This is a genomic window from Marilutibacter aestuarii (genome assembly GCF_006546775.1).
Lineage (GTDB): Bacteria > Pseudomonadota > Gammaproteobacteria > Xanthomonadales > Xanthomonadaceae > Marilutibacter > Marilutibacter aestuarii.
Genome location: NZ_VICE01000142.1, coordinates 24,149 through 41,284 on the forward strand (window position 1 = coordinate 24,149; position 17,136 = coordinate 41,284).

The 17,136-nt window shown below is 72.4% G+C and carries 17 protein-coding genes and 1 other RNA gene; 14 read left to right on the forward strand and 4 right to left on the reverse strand.

Features of this window, described 5'->3' with window-relative positions:
* Window positions 1-22 precede the first annotated feature (22 nt).
* The 12 genes from nrdR (at window position 23) to FKV25_RS14740 (ending at window position 11,866) form a co-directional block, all read left to right on the forward strand.
* A complete protein-coding gene (gene nrdR, locus FKV25_RS14685) occupies window positions 23-544 on the forward strand; it encodes a transcriptional regulator NrdR (protein WP_141519539.1) in 522 nt (173 codons plus the stop codon).
* Window positions 545-605: 61 nt separating this feature from the next.
* The gene (gene ribD, locus FKV25_RS14690; RefSeq protein WP_141519540.1) at window positions 606-1,709 is read left to right on the forward strand and encodes a bifunctional diaminohydroxyphosphoribosylaminopyrimidine deaminase/5-amino-6-(5-phosphoribosylamino)uracil reductase RibD; all 1,104 of its coding nucleotides are present in this window, start codon (window positions 606-608) and stop codon (window positions 1,707-1,709) included.
* Window positions 1,710-1,720: 11 nt separating this feature from the next.
* On the forward strand, window positions 1,721-2,491 hold the full coding sequence (locus FKV25_RS14695) for a class I SAM-dependent methyltransferase (RefSeq protein ID WP_141519541.1): 771 nt from the start codon (window positions 1,721-1,723) through the stop codon (window positions 2,489-2,491).
* A 522-nt stretch (window positions 2,492-3,013) separates the two neighbouring features.
* Window positions 3,014-3,628 (forward strand): riboflavin synthase, encoded by a 615-nt coding sequence (locus FKV25_RS14700; protein WP_141519542.1) that lies wholly within the window; start codon window positions 3,014-3,016, stop codon window positions 3,626-3,628.
* The gene (ribB, locus tag FKV25_RS14705; RefSeq protein ID WP_141519543.1) at window positions 3,625-4,752 is read left to right on the forward strand and encodes a 3,4-dihydroxy-2-butanone-4-phosphate synthase; all 1,128 of its coding nucleotides are present in this window, start codon (window positions 3,625-3,627) and stop codon (window positions 4,750-4,752) included. Before FKV25_RS14700 ends, ribB begins: the two co-directional genes overlap by 4 nt.
* A gap of 83 nt (window positions 4,753-4,835) precedes the next feature.
* The gene (gene ribH / locus FKV25_RS14710; RefSeq protein ID WP_141519544.1) at window positions 4,836-5,348 is read left to right on the forward strand and encodes a 6,7-dimethyl-8-ribityllumazine synthase; all 513 of its coding nucleotides are present in this window, start codon (window positions 4,836-4,838) and stop codon (window positions 5,346-5,348) included.
* Window positions 5,345-5,806, forward strand: a complete 462-nt coding sequence (nusB, locus tag FKV25_RS14715; RefSeq protein ID WP_141519545.1) for a transcription antitermination factor NusB — start codon at window positions 5,345-5,347, stop codon at window positions 5,804-5,806. Before ribH ends, nusB begins: the two co-directional genes overlap by 4 nt.
* Window positions 5,807-5,857: 51 nt before the next feature.
* Window positions 5,858-6,916 carry a thiamine-phosphate kinase gene (gene thiL, locus FKV25_RS14720; protein ID WP_141519546.1) on the forward strand — a complete coding sequence of 353 codons (1,059 nt, stop codon included), beginning with the start codon at window positions 5,858-5,860 and terminating at the stop codon, window positions 6,914-6,916.
* A gap of 160 nt (window positions 6,917-7,076) precedes the next feature.
* Window positions 7,077-8,648 (forward strand): CocE/NonD family hydrolase, encoded by a 1,572-nt coding sequence (locus tag FKV25_RS14725; protein WP_141519547.1) that lies wholly within the window; start codon window positions 7,077-7,079, stop codon window positions 8,646-8,648.
* Between the two features lie 112 nt (window positions 8,649-8,760).
* Window positions 8,761-9,609, forward strand: a complete 849-nt coding sequence (locus FKV25_RS14730; RefSeq protein WP_170218660.1) for an N-formylglutamate amidohydrolase — start codon at window positions 8,761-8,763, stop codon at window positions 9,607-9,609.
* On the forward strand, window positions 9,600-10,799 hold the full coding sequence (locus FKV25_RS14735; protein WP_170218661.1) for a peptidase MATCAP family protein: 1,200 nt from the start codon (window positions 9,600-9,602) through the stop codon (window positions 10,797-10,799). Before FKV25_RS14730 ends, FKV25_RS14735 begins: the two co-directional genes overlap by 10 nt.
* On the forward strand, window positions 10,796-11,866 hold the full coding sequence (locus tag FKV25_RS14740) for an ATP-grasp domain-containing protein (RefSeq protein WP_211345458.1): 1,071 nt from the start codon (window positions 10,796-10,798) through the stop codon (window positions 11,864-11,866). The genes FKV25_RS14735 and FKV25_RS14740 overlap by 4 nt, the downstream gene beginning before the upstream one ends.
* A gap of 9 nt (window positions 11,867-11,875) precedes the next feature.
* On the opposite strand, the gene FKV25_RS14745 is transcribed toward FKV25_RS14740, so the two are convergent.
* The 4 genes from FKV25_RS14745 to FKV25_RS14760 are packed head-to-tail and all read right to left on the reverse strand — an operon-like array spanning window position 11,876 to window position 15,624.
* Window positions 11,876-12,466, reverse strand: a complete 591-nt coding sequence (locus tag FKV25_RS14745) for a uracil-DNA glycosylase family protein (protein WP_246072111.1) — start codon at window positions 12,464-12,466, stop codon at window positions 11,876-11,878.
* Window positions 12,467-12,469: 3 nt separating this feature from the next.
* Entirely contained in the window at window positions 12,470-13,864 is a 1,395-nt protein-coding gene (locus tag FKV25_RS14750) for an FAD-binding oxidoreductase (RefSeq protein WP_141519550.1), read from the reverse strand.
* On the reverse strand, window positions 13,857-14,240 hold the full coding sequence (locus tag FKV25_RS14755) for a YraN family protein (RefSeq protein WP_141519551.1): 384 nt from the start codon (window positions 14,238-14,240) through the stop codon (window positions 13,857-13,859). The genes FKV25_RS14750 and FKV25_RS14755 overlap by 8 nt, the downstream gene beginning before the upstream one ends.
* A complete protein-coding gene (locus tag FKV25_RS14760) occupies window positions 14,221-15,624 on the reverse strand; it encodes a penicillin-binding protein activator (protein ID WP_141519552.1) in 1,404 nt (467 codons plus the stop codon). The genes FKV25_RS14755 and FKV25_RS14760 overlap by 20 nt, the downstream gene beginning before the upstream one ends.
* Window positions 15,625-15,687: 63 nt before the next feature.
* On the opposite strand from FKV25_RS14760, the gene rsmI reads away from it, so the two are divergent.
* Both rsmI and rnpB read left to right on the forward strand, forming a co-directional pair.
* Window positions 15,688-16,527, forward strand: coding sequence for a 16S rRNA (cytidine(1402)-2'-O)-methyltransferase (gene rsmI / locus FKV25_RS14765; RefSeq protein WP_141519553.1), 840 nt, complete (start codon window positions 15,688-15,690; stop codon window positions 16,525-16,527).
* A gap of 79 nt (window positions 16,528-16,606) precedes the next feature.
* Window positions 16,607-16,955, forward strand: an RNA gene (gene rnpB, locus FKV25_RS14770) — RNase P RNA component class A.
* Window positions 16,956-17,136: the final 181 nt, after the last annotated feature.

The following is a 17,136-nucleotide window of genomic DNA, read 5'->3' on the forward strand; positions in this document are numbered from 1 at the left end:
ACGAATCGACCCATCACCGCGCATGCACTGCCCCTTCTGCCAGCACACCGACACCCGCGTGATCGATTCGCGGGTCTCCGACGACGGCGCGACGATCCGCCGTCGCCGCGTCTGCGAGGCCTGTGGCGAGCGTTTCTCCACGCTGGAGACGATCGAACTGAAGCTGCCGGTCATCATCAAGAGCGATGGCCGGCGCGAAGCCTTCGACGCGCGCAAGCTGCGGGCCGGCTTCGACCGCGCGCTGCAGAAGCGCCCGGTGTCGGAGGAACAGATCGAGGCGGCGGTGCGGGCGGTCGTCCACCAGTTGCGCATGACCGCCGAGCGCGAGCTCGGCTCGATGCGGGTGGGCGAATTCGTGATGGCCGAGCTGCGCAAGCTCGACCACGTCGCCTACGTGCGCTTCGCCTCGGTCTACCGGGCCTTCGAGGACGTGGCCGATTTCCGCGAGGAGCTCGACCGGCTGGAGAGCGACAACTCCGCCGAGGGCCAGCTGCCGCTGCTGGACGAGGCCCTGGCGGCGACGCGGCGGCGCAAGCCCCGGTGAGCCGCTCCGCGGGGAGCCGGCCGGGTCTTTTCCACCGACAGCCACGAGGACGACGCCGAGCATGAGCGCACCGGTTTTCACCGCCCTGGACCACCTGATGATGAGCCGCGCACTGCGGCTGGCCGAACGCGGCGCCTTCACCACCAAGCCCAACCCCATGGTCGGCTGCGTGCTGGTCGACGGCGACACCGTGGTGGGCGAGGGCTGGCACGAGCGTGCCGGCGGCCCGCATGCCGAGGTCAACGCGCTGGCCGCGGCCGGCGCGCGGGCGCGCGGCGCGACCGCCTACGTGACCCTGGAGCCCTGTGCCCATACCGGTCGCACCGGGCCGTGCAGCCGGGCCCTGGTCGAGGCCGGCGTCGCGCGCGTCGTCGCGGCGATGCGCGACCCCTTCCCGGAAGTCTCCGGGCGCGGCTTCGAGGCCCTGCGCGAGGCCGGTATCGAGGTCGCCCACGGCCTGATGGAGGCCGAGGCGCGCCACCTCAACCGCGGGTTCCTGTCGCGCATCGAGCGCGGCCGGCCCTGGGTCCGCGTCAAGCTGGCCACCAGCCTGGACGGACGCACCGCCCTGGCCAACGGTGAGTCGAAGTGGATCACCGGCGAAGCCTCCCGCCTCGACGTCCAGCGCTGGCGCGCGCGCGCCAGCGTGATCCTCACCGGGGCCGGGACGGTGCTGGCCGACGATCCCATGCTGACTGCCCGGCTGGGCGACGACACCCCCTTCGTGGCGCCCCTCCGCGTCGTGCTCGACCCCGGGCTGGCGACCGTGGCGCGGGGCCGGGTCCGCGAAGGCGACGCGCCGACCCTCTACGTCCATGCCCCGGACGTAAAGCCGCCGCGGCAACTGGATGCGCAGGTCGCCTCGGCGCCGGTGAAGGGCGGCCGTTTCGACCTGGAGGCGGTGCTCGTGCAACTGGCGCGCGACCACGACGCCAACGAGGTGCATGTCGAGGCCGGGGCCACGCTGGCCGGCGCCCTGCTCGGGGCCGGGCTCGTCGACGAACTGCTGCTCTATGTCGCGCCCGTCCTGCTGGGCGCGCGCGCGCGACCGCTGTTCGCCGACCTGGACATCGCCAGCATGGCCGAGCGGCTGGAACTGACCCAGGTCGACGCCCGCCGCGTCGGCGATGACACCCGCCTGCTGCTGCGGCCGCGGACCGGCTAGGGCAGGGCGCAATGGGCAGCAGCGGCTTCAAGGATCACTTCTCCGGGGTCGCCGGCCACTACGCCGCATCCCGCCCGGACTATCCCGATGCCCTGTTCGACGCGATCGCCGCGGTGGTCCCGGCGACCGCCCGCGCCTGGGAAGCCGGCTGCGGCAGCGGCCAGGCCACGCATGGGCTGGCCGCGCGCTTCGCCCACGTCCACGCGACCGACCCCAGTGCCGAGCAGCTGGCGCGCCACTGGGCGGCCGCGTCGCCCGCCGGCGGGCGCGTGACGCTTGCGGTCGAACCGGCCGAGTCGACCGTGCTGGCCGACGGCAGCGTCGGGGTGGTGGCGGTCGCGCAGGCCCTGCACTGGTTCGACCGGTCCCGTTTCTTCGCCGAGTGCCGCCGCGTGCTGGTACCCGGCGGGGTACTGGCGGCCTGGGGCTATGGCGACTTCCTGCCGCCGGAGGGCATGGTCGACGCCGTGGCGGACTATCGCCGCCAGATCGCGCCGTACTGGCCGCCCGAACGCGTCGAGGTCGACGCCGGGTACGCGGGCTACGACTGGCCGTTCCCGGCCCTGCCGGCGGACGCCGGCTGGCTGGAGGCCGAGTGGAGCCTGCAGCGCTTCCTGCGCTACCTGGGCAGCAGCTCGGCCAGTGCGCGCTGCCTGCAGGCGACCGGTGACGATCCCGTCGCCCGCCACGCGCCCGCGCTCGCCGCGGCCTGGGGCGACCCCGCCGACCTGCGGCAGGTCCAGTGGCCCCTGTTCCTGCACCTGCGCCGCAAGCCGGACTGACCGGCCGCCAGGCCCGGCAGGGTCGAGCGCGCTGGAACACTGCATCGCGCCGCGGGCCACGGACCACGGGACGCGGATGCTAGAATTGCCGCGCCGGCCAGGCCCCACGGGCCCGGGCGGCACACTGACACGACGTCTTCAGGGCGGGGTGGAATTCCCCACCGGCGGTAGGTTCGGGCAGGCGGTCACGCCGCGCCCGGGCGAGCCCGCGAGCGCCTCCGGCACGGCCTGCAAGGGTCGGGCGGGAGGGTCAGCAGATCCGGTCCAATGCCGGAGCCGACGGCCAGGCCTCCCCCGTGCAGCGGGAACGGCCCACAGTCCGGATGGAAGAAGACGGCAACGTACGTTCCCACGGCCCGGCCGCGGGACGGGCGTGCCTCATGCCTTGTGGCGTTTTTCGCTCACACACGCGGGAAACCTACACATGCAGAACCCTCTGCCTACGATCGCAAGCGCGGCCCCGGCCGTCCCCGGGCGCCCCGGCGCGCCTGCCGGCCCCTCGTTCCGACCGGAGGCGTGCTGATGTTCACCGGCATCATCGAAGGCCTCGGCCGGGTCGCCGCCATCGAACCCCTGGGCGGCGACGTCCGCCTGCACCTGGAGGTCGGCAGCCTGCCGTTCGAGGACGTGCGGATGGGCGAGAGCATCGCCGTCAACGGCGTCTGCCTGACCGTGGTCGCGTTCGACGCGGGCACGTTCGCCGCCGACGCCTCCAACGAGACCCTGGCCCTGACCACCCTGGGCCACCTCGAACCGGGCGCGGTGGTCAACCTGGAGCGCGCGATGCGCCCCACCGATCGCCTCGGCGGCCATCTGGTCAGTGGTCATGTCGATGGCCTGGGCCAGGTGCTGGCGATCAGCGAGGACGCGCGCGCCCAGCGCTGGCGCTTCGCCGCACCGGCCGAACTGTTGCGCTACGTGGCCCGGAAGGGTTCGATCTGCGTCGACGGGGTCAGCCTGACCGTCAACGCGGTCGACGCGGAAGGCTTCGAGGTCGCCCTCGTGCCCCATACCGTCGCCCACACCGCCTTCGCCCATGCCCGCGTCGGCAATGCGGTCAACCTCGAGATCGACCTGGTCGCGCGCTACGTCGAGCGCCTGCTGGCCTGGCGCGCGCAGCCGGAGTCCCAGCCATGAATTTCGCCCCCATCCCTGAACTGCTCGAGGAGATCCGCAACGGCCGCATGGTCGTGATCGTCGACGACGAGGACCGCGAGAACGAGGGCGACCTGATCATGGCCGCCGAGCTGGTCAAGCCGTCCGACATCAACTTCATGGTCACCCATGCGCGCGGCCTGGTCTGCCTGTCGCTGACGCGCGAGCGCTGCGCCCAGCTCGGCCTGCCGCCGATGGTGCGCGACAACACCTCCCAGCACCACACCAACTTCACCGTCAGCATCGAGGCGGCCGAGGGCGTGACCACCGGCATCAGCGCCTACGACCGCGCGCACACGGTGCGTACCGCGGTGCGCCCCGACGCGAAGCCCAGCGACCTGCACCAGCCCGGCCACATCTTCCCGCTGCAGGCGCAGCCGGGCGGGGTGCTCAACCGCGCCGGGCATACCGAGGCCGCCGCCGACCTGGCGATGATGGCCGGGCTCGAGCCCGCCGGCGTGCTGGTGGAGATCCTCAATGCCGACGGCAGCATGGCCCGTCGGCCCCAGCTGGAGGTGTTCGCCGCCGAGCACGGCCTGAAGATGGGCTCGATCGAGGCGCTGATCCGTTACCGGCTCGACACCGAGCACACGGTCGAGCGGGTCGACGCCCGCCCGATCGAGACCGAGCACGGCGAGTTCCAGCTGGTCACCTACCGCGACCGGCTCAACCACGGCCTGCACTTCGCGCTGTTGCGCGGCGAGGCGGTCGCCTCGATCCCGACCCTGGTCCGGGTCCACGTGCAGAACCCGCTGTCGGATGCGCTGCACTGGCGGCGCCCCGACTTCGGCCCGGCGGTCGGCGACGTCCTCGCCGCCATTGCCGCCGAGGAGCGCGGGGCGCTGGTCCTGCTCGGCGACAGCGCCAGCCCCGACGCGCTGCTGCGACGGATCCAGTCCGGTCCGTCGCAGGGTGGGGCGGACGCGGGCGCGCCGGAGGCGTCCGGCGGGCGCGGACAGGCGCTGGGCGAGTGGCGGCGAAACGGCGCCGGCGGCCAGATCCTGGCCGACCTGGGCCTGGGCAAGCTGCGGGTGCTGGGCACGCCGCGCAAGCAGATCGGCCTGGCCGGCTTCGGCCTGGAAGTGGTGGAGTACGTGGAGCCCTGAACCGGCGCCGCGACGCCGTCACCGCTTGTCATGAACTAGCCGCTAAACTGACATCCTTAGACGAACACGACACGAAACCGCCCATGTCCCATATCGAAGGCGACCTGCGCAGCCCGCAGGGCGCGCGCTACGCGATCATCGCCAGCCGCTGGAACCCGCGCATCACCGACACCCTGGTGGCCGGTGCGCGCAAGACCTTCACCGACAACGGCGTCTCCGAGGACGCGGTGGACGTCATCCGCGTGCCCGGCGCCTGGGAGATCGCGGTCACCGCCGAGCGCCTCGGCGCGGCCGGCGGCCATGCCGCGATCGTGGCCCTGGGCTGCGTGGTCCGTGGCGACACGCGTCATTACGAACAGGTCGCCGACGGCTGCTCGGACGCGCTGATGCGGGTCTCGCTGGACTACGGCGTGCCGGTCGCCAACGGCGTGCTGGCGGTCGACCGCTTCGAGGATGCCGAGGCCCGCGCCGGCGGCAGCCACGGCAACAAGGGCGAGGAGGCGGCGCTGGTCGCGATCGAGATGGCGCACCTGCTGTCGCAGTTGCCCGCCGGCTTCGACGTGCCCGCCGACGCCCTGCCGGAGCTGGCCTCGTGAACCGCCGTCGGACCGATGGCATCGATCCGGTGGCGCGCAGCCGCGCCCGCCGGCGCGCGCTGCAGGCGGTGTACGCATGGCAGCTGTCGGGCGCACCGGTGCGCGAGGTGCTGGCGCAGTTCGCCCACGAGCAGGCGCGCGAGCACGCGGACCTGGCCTACTTCGAGGACCTGGTGATCGGCGTCGACGAGCATCGCAAGGACATCGACGCCGCGCTGCTGCCCTTCCTCGACCGCAGCGTCGAGGAAGTCGACCCGATCGAGCGCGCCGGGCTGCGCATCGCCGCGTACGAGTTGCGGCATCGCCCCGACGTGCCCTACCGGGTGGTCATCAACGAGGCGATCGAGAGCGTCAAGAAGTTCGGCACCGAACACGGCCACACCTACGTCAACGGCGTGCTCGACCACGCGGCCGCCGAGTGGCGCGCGGTCGAGGTGAACGCCCCGCGCGGCGGCTGAGGCCGCCGGTCCCGCGCCGCGCCCGCTGGCGCGGCAGTCCGGAAACGCCGCATGCATGACGCGCCGCCCGACCCGACCGAGTTCGACCTGATCCAGCGCATCCGCCAGCGCGCCGCCGGGCGCGCGGACGTGGTGCTGGGCATCGGCGACGATGCCGCGATCCTCGAGGCCGCGCCCGGCCGCCAGCTGGTGGTGGCGATGGACACGCTAAACGCCGGCGTCCACTTCCCGCTCCACACCGCCCCGGCCGACATCGGCTGGAAGGCGCTGGCGGTCAACCTGTCCGACCTGGCCGCGATGGGCGCCGAGCCGGCGTGGTGCACCCTGTCGCTGTCCCTGCCCGAGCGCGACGGCCCGTGGCTTGATGGCTTCCTCGACGGCTTCCTCGCGATGGCCGCGGCGCACGGCGTGGCCCTGGTCGGCGGCGACACCACGCGCGGTCCGCTGTCGGTCTGCGTGACCGCCCACGGCTGGGTCGAACCCGGCGCGGCGCTGCGAAGGTCCGCAGCGCGTGTCGGCGATGACGTCTGGATCTCGGGCAGCCTCGGCGATGCGGCCGCCGGCCTGCGTTTCGCGCTCGCCCCGGGCGAGCCGGCGGAGGACGACGAACACACACGGGCGGCGGTGCGCTGGCTGCGCGAGCGCCTGGACAGGCCGACGCCGCGGGTGGACCTGGGGCGCGCGCTGGCGGGCCGCGCCCATGCCGCGATCGATGTGTCCGACGGCCTGCTGGCCGACCTGGACCATGTCTGCGAGGCCAGCGGCGTCGGCGTGCGCGTGTGGGCGGATGCCTTGCCCTGTTCGGCGTCGCTGTCCAGCGTCGTGGACGCCGACCTGCGTCGCGCGCTGCAACTGGGCGGCGGCGACGACTACGAACTGTGCTTCACCGCGCCCGCGGCCCTGCGCGACGCGCTCGGCGAACTGTCGCTCGCCCTGGCGGTCCCGCTCAGCCGGATCGGCACGGTCGGCGTCGGCGAACGGGTCCGGGTGATCGACGCCGGACTCGACCAGGACGGCCCCGAATGGGTCCCGCCGCGACGGGGCTACGTCCACTTCGACCCCGACCCCGACACCGACCCGGCACCCGGTCCCGGCACCCGGAACGACTGAATCGCCCCCGCAGCGCGCGCCGCTCCGGCCGCATGCCGCGTTGCAGCGTGCTCGCGTCCGTACCCGCTGGTACGGTCCCCGTCGACGCGTCAATGCGTCAGCGTATGGTCGCCGAGGGGGCGGGACCGCCGGGATATCGGATAGTCGGGAGGGTCGATCCATGGGCAGGAACGCAATTCGTCTCGCATGCGCCGTCGTGCTGCTGTGCGCCTCGGCGCTGGCCGCGGCCGGCGACTTCAGCAAGCGCTATGCCAGCATCCAGAGCTTCGACGGCACCGCGCTGGGCGCACTGGTGCTGGTGCCCGAGGGCGAGGGGCCCTTCCCGTTGCTGGTGATGCCGGCCAGCTGGGCGCTGCCGAACCTGGAATACCTGGGCCGCGCCCGCCAGCTGGCCGCCGATGGCTACGTCGTGGTCAGCTACACCTCGCGCGGGTTCTGGGATTCGGCCGGGCGCATCGACATCGCCGGCCCGGCGACGGTGGAGGACGTCAGCGCCGTGATCGACTGGGCGCTGGCGAACACGCCGGCGGACCCGGCGGCGATCGGCGCCTCGGGCATCTCCTACGGCGCCGGCACCAGTTTGCTCGCCGCCGGCCGCGACCCGCGGATCAAGGCGGTGGCGGCGCTGAGCGGCTGGTCCGACCTCGAGGCCTCGCTGTACGCCAATCGCACGGTCAGCCAGCAGGGCGTGGGCCTGCTGGTCGCCGCGGGCGCGCTCACCGGCCGGCCCGGACCCGAGCTGACGGCGATCACCGCGCGCGTGCTGCTGGGCGACTACGACGGCGCGGTCCAGGGCATGTTGCCGGTCGCGCCCGAGCGTGGCGCCCGCAGCGAGCTGGCGCAGATCAACCTCAACGGCACGGCCGTCCTGCTGGGCAATGCCTTCAACGACGGCCTGTTCCCGCCCAATCCGCTGGTGGACTTCTTCAACGGACTGACCGGCCCAAGCCAGTTGATCCTCAGCCAGGGCGACCACGCCACTGCCGAGCTGCCCGGTGCGCTGGGCCTGCCCAACGAACTCTACGACGCCGCCACGCGCTGGTTCGACCACCACCTGCGTGGACGCGACAACGGCGTGCCGGCCGAGCCCCGGGTGCGCATGGCGACCCTCTCCGGCGACTGGCAGGCCTTCGGCGACTGGGCCGCGGTGCAGGCAGGCGCGACCGAGTATGGACTCTCGCGCCCCGGTGGTTTCGTGCCCACCGGTGGCCTGACCGGCACGGCGAACAGCGGCTGGACGCATCGCATCGGCACCGGGCTGCCCACCCTGGCCGATTCGGGCGTGGTACTGGTGTCGGGCCTGCTGCAGGGGCTCGGGCTGCCGGCGACCGCGTCGATCCCGCTGGTGTCGCGCGTCGGCGCAGCGGTCTGGGTGGGGTCCGCAATGCCGGCGACGCGCACGCTCGTGGGCGCGCCAGAGCTGCGCATCACGGTCACCCCCAGCCAGTCGTCGCTGAGCCTGTTCGCCTACCTGTACCGCATGGACCGCTGGGGCACCGGGCACCTGCTCAGCCACACGCCGTATTCGCTGCGCGGCGTGGCGCCGGGCGTGGCCACGCCGGTGGACATCGCGCTGGAAGCCACCGCAGCGGAGATCCGTGCCGGCGAGCGCCTGGTGCTGGTGATCGACACCACCGATCCGCGTTATGCCGACGCGACCTCGCTCGGTGGCACGGTCGCGTTCTCGTCGCCGGCCTCGCGACCGGCACGGCTGCGCGTCGCGCTCAAATAGGCCATGCGTCGCGGCACGCGCCATCGCGGCGCGCCCGCGACGCGCCCTGCAACTTGAACGTGGCGTTCAGTTGCTCACGGACTCCTCATACCCCCGGTGGAAGCATCGGGGCATGGATGCCACTGCCAACCCCACACCGTTCTTCACCGTGGCCGAGCGGCTCGTCCTCGACGCGCCGGACGACGACTGGGACCTGGTCCTGGGCGACGGGCCCATCGTCGCCACCGCGATCCACGATGGCCACGCCATGCGTCCCTCCCTCGCTGCGCATCTCGCGGTCGACGATACCGGCCGCCGGCGCGAGGAGGACCCGCTGACCGGCGCGCTGGTCGAGGCCGGCGACGTGAGGCTGCGGGTGCGCGCCTCGCGCTTCCAGGTCGACCTCAACCGTCCGCGCGACCTGGCCCTGTCGACCGACCCCGCCGATACCTGGGGGCTGAAGGTCTGGAAGGGCCCGCTGCCGCCCGGCGAACTGGCGACCTCGCTCGCGGCGCACGATCGCTTCTACGCGATGATGGCCGAGCTGATGGATCGCTTGATCGCGCGCTGGGGCTGCGTGCTCCTGCTCGACATCCACAGCTACAACCACCGCCGCGACGGTGCCGGGGCGCCGCCGGCACCTTCGGGCGACAACCCCGACATCGACGTCGGCGCCACCACGCTGGACCGCAGCCGCTGGGGCCACGCCGTCGAACGCCTGGTGCAGGTCCTGCGCGAACGCCCGGCCGCGGGACGCACGCTCGACGTGCGCGAGAACGTGCGCTACGACGGCGGCGGGCACTTCCCCGAATGGCTTCATGCCGCCTATGGCGACAAGGTCTGCGCCGTGTCGCTCGAGTACAAGAAGTTCTACATGGACGAGTGGACCGCCCGGGCCGACATCGCGGTGCTCGAAGACCTGCGCCGTGGACTGGCGGCCGCGGTCGACGCCGTCCGCGGGGAGTTCCACGCATGCCGGTGAGCGCGATGCATGCCCCGCCGCGCGCGCTGCCCCCGGTGGCCGCGCGGGTCGATGCCGCCCTGGTCGAGCTCGACCGCCAGATCGACTGGCTGCTGGCGCTCTCGCCGATCGACAACGACGGCGCGTGGGAGGCATTCGAGGCCAGCGGTTTCCGCCAGGCGCCACCGCTGCGTTACATCGACCTGGAGATCGACCTCGACGAGGCGCGCCAGCGCCTGGACGCGCTGCCCCTGGACGACATCGAGTCGCCCCTGCTGTCGGGCCTGCTCAGCGAGAAGCAGCGCGAACTGGAACGGCACCTGCAGCTCGTGCGACTGCGCGGCACGGAGGGCTTCGTCAACGCCAGCCTCGACCTGTTCGGCGGCGTCGATGCCGGTCTGCGCGCGCTGGCCGACGAGATCCTCGCGAGCGTGCCGCATGGCGCGCCCCTGGTCGCCGACGCCGGCATCGACGAGGTCGTCGAAGCGGTCGAGGCCGAGCTGGAGTGGTACCGCGGCCGGGCCGGGGATTTCAAGGCCGACGTGGTCGTGGACACTGACATCGGCTCGATGATGATGGTCTCGCACGGCACCTTCTACGTCGACGGCGGGATCCGCCTGCCGCGCGCGCGCGTGCAGCCGCTGGTGCAGCACGAGATCGGCACGCACGTCGTCACCCGTTACAACGGCGGCCACCAGCCGCTGCGCCAGCTCGAGGTGGGCCTGGCCCACTACGACGCCCTCCAGGAAGGCCTGGGCGTGCTCGCCGAGTACCTCGCCGGCTACCTGCCCGGCGACCGCCTGCGCGTGCTCGCCGCGCGCGTGGTGGCGGTCGACATGGCCGTCGCCGGCGAGGGCATCCCGGAGATCCACGCCTGCCTGCGCGAAACCCATGGCCTGCCGACCAACGAGGCCTTCGACATCGCGGTGCGCGCGCTGCGCGGCGGCGGCCTGACCAAGGACGCCGTCTACCTCAGTGGCCTGCGCGACCTGCTCGACCACCTCCACGCCGGTGGCGAGCTTGGACCTTTGCTTCGCGGCAAGTTCGCCCTCTCGCACCTGCCCGTCGTCGATCGGCTGGAAGAGGAGGGCTGGGCGGTGCCGCCGGCGCTGATGCCTCGCTATGCCCACGACGACGGCTTCGCCGATCGCCTGCAATGCTGCCGTGACACCGGCATCGCCGACTTCTTCCACATGGAACCACGCGCATGAACGAACGCACCGCCTCGCCGATCAAGCTGGGCTTCGTCATCAACGACATCGCGACCGAAAAGGACAACTTCACCACGATCCGCCTGGCCCGTCGCGCGATCGCGCGCGGCCACGAGGTCGCGTTGATCGGGCTGGGCGGCTTCATCTACGACAGCAACGGCGTCATCCGCGCGCATGCCCACCGCCCGCGTGGCACCGGCTATGCCGACGATGCCGAGCTGCTGGCCGACCTGCAGGCCGACGACGCCCGGATCGAGCGCATCTCGGTCGAGGCGCTGGACGTGCTCATGCTGCGCAGCGATCCGGCCGACGAAGTCAACGAGCGGCCGTGGGCGCCCAACAGCGGGCTGCTGTTCGCCCAGCTCGCGGCGCTCAAGCACGTGATCGTGCTCAACGATCCCACCCACCTGACCGATGCCTCCAACAAGACCTATTTCCAGCACTTCCCCGAGGAAGTGCGGCCGGTCACCTGCATCACCCTCGACGCGGAGGAGATCAAGGCCTTCATCGCCGCGCACGACGGCCATGGCGTGATCAAGCCGCTGCAGGGCTCGGGCGGGCAGAGCGTGTTCGTGGTGACGCCCGACAGCGGCGGCAACCTCAACCAGATGATCGACGCCGTCACCCGCGACGGCTACGCCATCGTCCAGGAATACCTGCCGCGCGCGGTCGACGGCGACCTGCGCCTGCTGACGCTCAATGGCCGGCCCCTGGAAGTGGAGGGCACGTACGCCTGCATCCGTCGCTACAACGACAGCGGGGACGCCCGCAGCAACATCAGCGCCGGCGGCAAGTACGAGATGGCGGTGCCTGACGAGGATGCCCTGCGCATCGCCAGCATCGTCGCCCCCAAGCTCATGCGCGACGGCATGTACTTCGCCGGCCTGGACATCGTCGGCGACAAGATGATGGAGATCAACGTCGATACGCCCGGCGGGATCAACATGGCCGACGACCTCACCGGCCTTGACTTCAGCGGGCACATCATCGCCGACCTCGAGCGCAAGGTCGCCATGCGCGACCACTACAACCGCACGCTCAGCAACACCGAACTGGCAATGATGTAGGCCGCCGCGTCAGTCGCCCAGCGCCGCGCGCACCCGAAGGCGCAACCCGGGCAGGACGTCCTGCTCGAACCAGGGGTTGGCCTTGAACCAGGCGACGTTGCGCGGGCTGGGGTGCGGCAACGGCAGTCGGTTCTGCTCCAGGTGCGCACGCCAGTCGCGCACCGTGGCGGTCAGGGTCGCGGCATCGCGTGTCCCCAGCACATGGGCCTGCGCATGGCGGCCCACCAGCAGGCTCAGGCGCACGTTCGCCAGCAGCGGCAGCAGCCGCGGGTGCCAGGTGGCCCGGCACTCCGGTCGCGGCGGGGCGTCGCCACCGCTGCGCTTGCCCGGATAGCAGAAGCCCATCGGCACGAGGGCGACCCGATCGGCATCGTAGAACGTGGCGCTGTCGAGCCCGAGCCACTCGCGCAGGCGCCGGCCGCTGGCATCGTCCCAGGGAATGCCACTGGCATGCACGCGCGCGCCCGGCGCCTGGCCGATGACCAGCACGCGCGCGCGGCGGCTCGCCTGCACCACCGGGCGCGGCCCGAGCGGCAACACCGCCGCGCACTGCGTGCAGGCGCGGATCTCGCACAGCAGGGCGGGCAGGGCGTCGGCCACGGCTCAGGGTGGCAGCAGCTTGCCGGGGTTGAGCAGACCGTCCGGGTCGAACTGCGCCTTGATCGCCCGCATGATCGCAAGGGTGGGCGCATCGATCGCGAGCGGCATGAAGTCGCGCTTGGCCAGTCCGATCCCGTGTTCGCCCGAGAGCGTGCCGCCGAGCGCGATCGCCAGCGCGAAGACCTCGGTCATCGCCGCCGTCGCGCGCGTGCGCTGGGCATCGTCGGCCGGGTCGTACATCAGGTTCACGTGCAGGTTGCCGTTGCCGGCGTGGCCGAAGCAGACGATGGGCAGGCGAAAACGTGCGGCCAGGGCCTGCACGCCCTCGACGAGTTCCGGGATGCGCGACACCGGCACCACCACGTCTTCGTTGATCTTGCCCGGCGCCAGCGTCCGAAGGGCGGGCGACAAGGCCTTGCGGGCCGCCCACAGGCGGGCGCGGGCCGCCTCGTCGCCGGCCGCATCGAGCGAGACCAGGCCGTCGCCGCGCGCGGCCTCCATCAGCGCATCGACGTCGTGGGCGAGCGTGGCGCCGTCGCCGTCGGCCTCGATCATCAACAGGGCGCCGGCGTCTTCCGGCAGGTCTGCGCCACCGACGTCGCGCGCCAGGCGCACGGCATGGTGATCCATGAACTCCAGCATCGACGGCGTCACCGGCTGCGCCATCAGCCGTGCCACCGCCCGCGCCGCGCTGGCGACGTCGCGATAGAGCGCGCGGATGGCGCGACGTTCGGCGGGTGCCGGCGCCAGCCGCAGGGTCGCTTCCACGATCAGTGCGAGCGTGCCCTCGCTGCCGACCAGCAGGCGTTGCAGGTCGTAGCCGGTGGCGCCCTTGGTGGTCGCGCTGCCGCAGCGGATCAGCGCGCCGGTTCCGGTGACGGCCGTGAGCGCGAGCACGTTGTCGCGGCTGGCGCCGTACTTCACCGCGCGGGGGCCGCCGGCGTTGCAGGCGAGGTTGCCGCCCACCGTGCTGTAGCCCGCGCTCGTGGGATCGGGGGGCCAGAACAGGCCGTGAGGCGCAAGCGCCGATTGCAGGTCGCCGTTGAGCACACCGGGTTCGACGATCGCGCAGCGGTCGCCCGGGCGGATGTCGATGATGCGGTCCATGCGCTCGAACGAGACCACGACGCCGCCGGCCACCGGGACCGTGGCGCCGGTCGTGTTGGTGCCGCGCCCGCGGGCGACGAGCGGCACGCCATGCCGGCGGCAGGCCTGGACCAGCGCCTGCACGCAGCCGGCGTCACGGGGCAGCGCGACCGCGTCGGGCAGGGCCTCGCGCCGTGAATTGTCGAAGCCGTAGGTGAGGCGTTCGCCGGGATCGGTGCGCCAGCCCTCGCCGAGCAGGTCGGCCATCTCGCGGTCGAGCGCGGTGGGCAGCGAGCGCACGGGGTCAGGCATCGTCCGCGCGGAAGGCATCGCGCAACCACGCCAGGCGCGGGGCGGCGGGATCGCCGCTGGCGTCGACCACGTCGAAGCGGCAGGCGCGCGAAGCGTGCCGCGGATGTTGCTGGAGGAAGGCCTGCGCCGCGCGCACCAGCTTGCGACGCTTGTGCACGTCGACCGAGGCCGCGCCGCCGCCGTAGCCCGCACTGCGTCGGTAACGCACCTCGATGAACACCAGCGTCTCGCCGTCGAGCATTACCAGGTCGATCTCGCCGACGCGGCTGCCCGCGTTGCTGGCGACCTCGCGCAGTCCGGAGCGGACGAGCTCCGCGCGGGCCGCGGCTTCCACCGCCGCGCCCCGCCCGCGGGCATCAGCGGCGGTCGCTGCCATCCGTGAGCGGCATCACCACGCCGCTGATGAAGGTGGCCCAGGTCGGCGTGCGCTTGATGTTGCCGAAGCCGTCCATGCGCAGGGTGCCCGTCGCGCCGGGGATGGATGCGTCGGTGCCGGTGACCAGGCGCTCCATGTAGGCCGACAGCTGCCAGGCATCGAAGCCGAACGCGAACAGGCGCGCCGCGCCACCGCGTGCGGTCGGCAGGGTTTCCGCGGTGAAGGCGGCGGTCGGCAGGCCGCGCGCGCCGCGCGCGGTCCAGGTCTCGGTCGGGAAGGCGATGCCGTCGAGGACGCGGTCGTCCTCGGGCTTTCCGGTGCCCGACAGCAGTTGCGAAGTCGCCACCCGCGGCTTGCCGGCGAGCCCGGCGAGGGCCAGCTTGGGCATCAGTTCGCGCACGCTGTTGCCGCGCATCGCCAGGAACACCGCGTCGATGCCGCCTTCGCGGCTCGCGAACGGGGTCAGGTCGGCGACACCTTCGCCGACCACGTCGGTGACGGTCGCGCCGCGCGAGGCGAGATGCTCGCGCAGTGCATCGACCGCGCGACGCTGGCTTTCCTCGCTGCCCGACACCACCATCACGCGCTTGGCGCCGCGTTCCAGCAGGTATTCGGCGGCGGCGGCGCCCTCGTCCTCGGGCGAGAGGGCGAACGCGGCATTGCCGGCGGGCGGCGGCTGGCTGCCGCTGTTGAGCGCCAGGATCGATACCGGCAGCGCGCCGCGGGTGAAGAGGGCATCGACCGCGTTGCGCTCCAGCGGGCCGACGACGAAATCGTTGCCCTCCGCGACGGCCCGGTCGTAGGCCGAGAGCGTGCCGGCGATGCTGCCGGTGGTGTCGTAGAAACTCACTTCCGGGCGACGCCGGTGCTCGCCGTAGTAGCCCGCCAGGAAGCCATCGCGCACCGGCGAAGCGGCGACGGCCATCTCACCCGAGAGGGGCAGCAGCATGGCCAGCTTGACCGGCGGCCGGTAGCCGTCGGGATCGGCGGCGGGGCGGCCGTTGGCGTCGAACGTCCAGGCGGTATGGTCGAACGGGCGGGGCAGGGGCAGGCCGCGTTCCAGCAGGGCCTGGCCCATGTAGTTGTAGAGCGGCTCGCCGGCCGGAAGGGCGGCGGCCTCGCGCGCCAGTGCGGCGTCGTCGAGCTGCGACAGCAGGTCGCGGATCTGGCGCTCGTTGTCCAGGCGCGCCTGCCCCGTCAGCACCGTGCCGCTGCGCGCCAGCGCGCTGGCCTGTGCGACCACCGGGCTCATCACCACCTTCGCGGTATCCGTCGAGCGCGTGGACAGTCCACCGCAGCCGCCAAGGATGAGCATGGCCAGCGCGGGGCCGGCCAGCCAGCGCGTGGCGGGGCGGATCGAACGGGAATTGGACAGTGGGGGCATGGGCGATGTCCGCCGCGGGGCGGCGTTGTTCAGGAACCGGGTACGATTCTAACCGTCCCTTCGATGGAATCACCCGTCATCGCCACATCGCCCGCCACCCTGCACGTCGTCGCCACGCCGATCGGCCATCTGGGCGACCTCAGTCCGCGCGCGCTGGAGGTCCTGGGCTCGGTCGCCGCGATCTGCGCCGAGGACACCCGGCACACCCGGCAGTTGCTGGCGCACTTCGGCATCGAGCGCCCGCTGGTGGCCCTGCACGAGCACAACGAGGACGCACAGGCCGGCCAGCTCGTCGAACGCCTGCGCGCCGGGGAGGCGCTGGCGCTGGTGTCCGACGCCGGCACCCCGCTGGTGAGCGACCCGGGCTACCGTCTGGTCCGCGCAGCGCGCGCGGCCGGCATCCGGGTGTCGCCGGTGCCGGGGGCCTGCGCCGCGATCGCCGCGCTGAGCGTCGCGGGGCTGGCATCCGACCGTTTCGCCTTCGAGGGTTTCCTGCCGGCGAAAGCGGGCGCGCGTCGGAAGCGACTGGCGCGCCTGGCATCCGAGACGCGCACCCTGGTCTTCTACGAATCGTCCCATCGCATCGAGGCTTCGCTCGCCGACTTGGCCGAGGCCTTCGGGCCCGCGCGGCCCGCGGTGTTGGCGCGCGAGCTGACCAAGCTGTTCGAGACCGTGCTTGACGGCAGTCTCGAGAGGCTGTTGGCGACCGTTTCGACCGACCCCAACCAGCGCAAGGGCGAGTTCGTCGTCATCGTGGAAGGCGCGGGCGACGACGCCGATGCGCGGGTCGCGGAAGGGCGTCGGCTGTATTCGCGGCTGGTCGCGCACCTGCCGCCGTCGACCGCGGCCAAGCTCGCCGCCGAACTGAGCGGCGCGCCGCGCAAGGCGCTGTACGGCGGCTGAGCCCGCGCGGCCGATCGCGGGCGGCCTGACGCTTCGCCGACGGCCATGCGGCGCGGCGAAGCGCTACAATGCGCGCGGCGGAGTCGGCCAGGCAGTCGCGTCATGCAATGCATGCCGAGGAAAGTCCGGGCTCCACAGGGCACGGTGCCAGGTAACGCCTGGGCGGCGCGAGCCGACGGAAAGTGCAACAGAGAGTAGACCGCCGATGGCCCGCGAGGGCACAGGCAAGGGTGAAACGGTGCGGTAAGAGCGCACCGCGAGTCTGGCAACAGACCGGCACGGCAAACCCCACCGGGAGCAAGACCAAATAGGGAGACGATGCCGCGGCCCGCGGTGTCTCCGGGTAGGTTGCTCGAGCGTATCGGCGACGATGCGCCTAGAGGAATGACTGTCCACGACAGAACCCGGCTTATCGGCCGGCTCCGCCGCCTTTCTGGCTCAGTGAGCCAGAAAGGCCCCAAAGTTTGTCGCGACAAACTTTGGGCCCCAGGCTGTCCTCTCCATACCCCCGCTCGCCCGTCGGGCTCGCCGCCCCCTGACTCAGGGGGCTGGAGGCTGTGATTTGGGATTGGGGATTGGGGATTGGGGATTGGGGATTGGGGATTGGGG

What these genes read in the sequence shown, in the direction of transcription:
- FKV25_RS14730 (WP_170218660.1), top strand. Translation starts at nt 8,761, where the DNA reads ATGGATGCCACTGCCAACCCCACACCGTTCTTCACCGTGGCCGAGCGG.
- FKV25_RS14740 (WP_211345458.1), top strand. Translation starts at nt 10,796, where the DNA reads ATGAACGAACGCACCGCCTCGCCGATCAAGCTGGGCTTCGTCATCAAC.
- ribH (WP_141519544.1), top strand. Translation starts at nt 4,836, where the DNA reads ATGTCCCATATCGAAGGCGACCTGCGCAGCCCGCAGGGCGCGCGCTAC.
- nrdR (WP_141519539.1), top strand. Translation starts at nt 23, where the DNA reads ATGCACTGCCCCTTCTGCCAGCACACCGACACCCGCGTGATCGATTCG.
- FKV25_RS14725 (WP_141519547.1), top strand. Translation starts at nt 7,077, where the DNA reads ATGGGCAGGAACGCAATTCGTCTCGCATGCGCCGTCGTGCTGCTGTGC.
- thiL (WP_141519546.1), top strand. Translation starts at nt 5,858, where the DNA reads ATGCATGACGCGCCGCCCGACCCGACCGAGTTCGACCTGATCCAGCGC.
- FKV25_RS14760 (WP_141519552.1), bottom strand. Translation starts at nt 15,624, where the DNA reads ATGCCCCCACTGTCCAATTCCCGTTCGATCCGCCCCGCCACGCGCTGG.
- ribB (WP_141519543.1), top strand. Translation starts at nt 3,625, where the DNA reads ATGAATTTCGCCCCCATCCCTGAACTGCTCGAGGAGATCCGCAACGGC.
- ribD (WP_141519540.1), top strand. Translation starts at nt 606, where the DNA reads ATGAGCGCACCGGTTTTCACCGCCCTGGACCACCTGATGATGAGCCGC.
- FKV25_RS14700 (WP_141519542.1), top strand. Translation starts at nt 3,014, where the DNA reads ATGTTCACCGGCATCATCGAAGGCCTCGGCCGGGTCGCCGCCATCGAA.
- FKV25_RS14735 (WP_170218661.1), top strand. Translation starts at nt 9,600, where the DNA reads ATGCCGGTGAGCGCGATGCATGCCCCGCCGCGCGCGCTGCCCCCGGTG.
- rsmI (WP_141519553.1), top strand. Translation starts at nt 15,688, where the DNA reads ATGGAATCACCCGTCATCGCCACATCGCCCGCCACCCTGCACGTCGTC.
- FKV25_RS14755 (WP_141519551.1), bottom strand. Translation starts at nt 14,240, where the DNA reads ATGGCAGCGACCGCCGCTGATGCCCGCGGGCGGGGCGCGGCGGTGGAA.
- FKV25_RS14695 (WP_141519541.1), top strand. Translation starts at nt 1,721, where the DNA reads ATGGGCAGCAGCGGCTTCAAGGATCACTTCTCCGGGGTCGCCGGCCAC.
- FKV25_RS14750 (WP_141519550.1), bottom strand. Translation starts at nt 13,864, where the DNA reads ATGCCTGACCCCGTGCGCTCGCTGCCCACCGCGCTCGACCGCGAGATG.